Below are 1,979 nucleotides of genomic sequence, written 5' to 3' on the forward strand. Positions count from 1 at the left end.
CCGCCCGCCAAGGCCGCGCCGACCGACCGACCGCCCGTCCGACCGCCAAGGCCGTGCCGCCCGACCGCCCGCCAAGATTGGAGCCCTTGTGTCCACCCCCATGCCGACGACGGCTCACCCCGACCCGCGGCGATGGAAGGCACTCGTCTTCATCGGGCTCGCCCAACTGATGGTCGTCCTCGACGGCACCATCGTGAACGTCGCGCTCCCGTCGGTCCAGCACGACCTCGGCATGACCGACTCCAACCGGCAGTGGGTCATCACCGCCTACGCCCTCGCGTACGGCGGTCTCCTGCTGCTTGGGGGTCGCGTCGCCGACCTGTGGGGCCGCAAACGCACGTTCCTGACCGGCCTGACCGGCTTCGCCCTCGCCTCCACCGTCGGCGGATCGGCGCAGAGCGAACTCATGATGTTCGGCGGCCGCGCGCTGCAGGGCGTGTTCGGCGCGCTGCTCGTGCCGTCGGCCCTGTCGCTCCTCGCGGTCATGTTCACCGACCCCAAGGAACGCGCCAAGGCCTTCGGCATCTACGGTGCGATCGCCGGCGGCGGCGGCGCGGTCGGGCTCATCCTCGGCGGTTTCCTCACCGAGTACTTCGACTGGCGCTGGACGTTCTTCGTCAACGTCCCCATCGCCGTCATGGCCGCACTCGGCGCGTACGCCGTGATCCGCGAACCCACCGGCTCCCGCAACCGCTCCCCCCTCGACATCCCCGGCGTGCTGCTCTCCACACTCGGCCTGGGCACGCTCGTGTACGGCTTCACCCGGACCGAGTCCACCGGCTGGACCGAGACCACCACCCTGGCCACGTTCGCCGTCGCCACCGTGCTGCTGCTGACGTTCGTCCTCGTCGAGGCCAGGGTCGGTTCGCCGCTGCTGCCGCTGCGTGTCCTCAAGGAACGCAATCGTGCGGGCGCCTACGTCTCCCTCGGTCTCGCCTTCATCGCCCTCTTCGCCACCTTCCTGTTCGTCACGTACTACCTGCAGATCGTCAAGGGCTTCACCCCGCTGCAGACGGGACTCGCGTTCCTGCCCGCGAGCGGGGGCATGGTCATCGGGTCCATGCAGATCGGCGCCCGGCTCATGCTGCGCACGGCACCGCGCCTGCTGATGGCCCCCGGCTTCCTGCTCGCCGCGGCCGGCATGCTGCTGCTGACCCGGCTCACGCCCGACTCCTCGTACGTGCTGCTGATCCTGCCCGCCCAACTGATGCTCGGCACCGGCCTCGGCACCGCGCTGATGCCCGGCATCTCCCTCGCCACGCACCAGGTGGAACCGCGGCACGCCGGTGTCGCGTCGGCGATGGTCACCACCTCGCAGCAGGTGGGCGGAGCCGTCGGCACCACCCTGCTCAACTCCATCGCGGCCGCGGCCACCGCCGCGTACCTCACCGCGCACACCGCCGGGTCCGGCGGCGCCCGACACCTGCAGGAGCAGGCCCTCGTCCACGGCTACACCCGGGCCTTCCGCTGGGCCGCCGCCGCACTCGTCGTCTCCGCCCTGATCACGACGGTGTGCGTGACCACCATGGGCCGGGCCCGGGGACGGCACCGCCGCACCCGCCACCGCCCGGACCACGACCACCGCCCCCGCCACCGCAAGGGCGACCCCACCGCACCGGCCCCGCCCCAGGACCCCGTACGCGTCCCGCAGTACGCGCGGGAGGAATAGGCGCACGTACGCGCGGGAGAAATAGGCGGACGTACGCGGCCGAGGAATAGGCGCAGGACAGGCGGCCATTGTCCGGCACATGTGGAGCAGCGACCAACTCGACCTCGACGCCTACCTCGCCCACCTCGGCCACGAGGGCGACCGGCAACCCACCCTCGGGACGCTCCGGGACCTGCAGCGCGCCCATCCTGTCTCCTTCGTGGGTACCCCCACCTTTAGGTGGGGGGGTGAAACGAAGCCCCTGCGGAGCAGGGCAAGGAGAGGGTTCGCCCCCTGGGCGGACCCTCGTTGTCAGTGGCCCGCACTTGAA

General features: G+C 71.3%; 1 protein-coding gene. It reads left to right on the forward strand.

What is annotated here, in order from left to right:
* Positions 1-100 precede the first annotated feature (100 nt).
* Positions 101-1,669, forward strand: a complete 1,569-nt coding sequence (locus tag QIS99_RS32045; protein ID WP_282517272.1) for an MFS transporter — start codon at positions 101-103, stop codon at positions 1,667-1,669.
* Positions 1,670-1,979: the final 310 nt, after the last annotated feature.

The organism is Streptomyces solicavernae, from assembly GCF_029968095.1.
Lineage (GTDB): Bacteria > Actinomycetota > Actinomycetes > Streptomycetales > Streptomycetaceae > Streptomyces > Streptomyces solicavernae.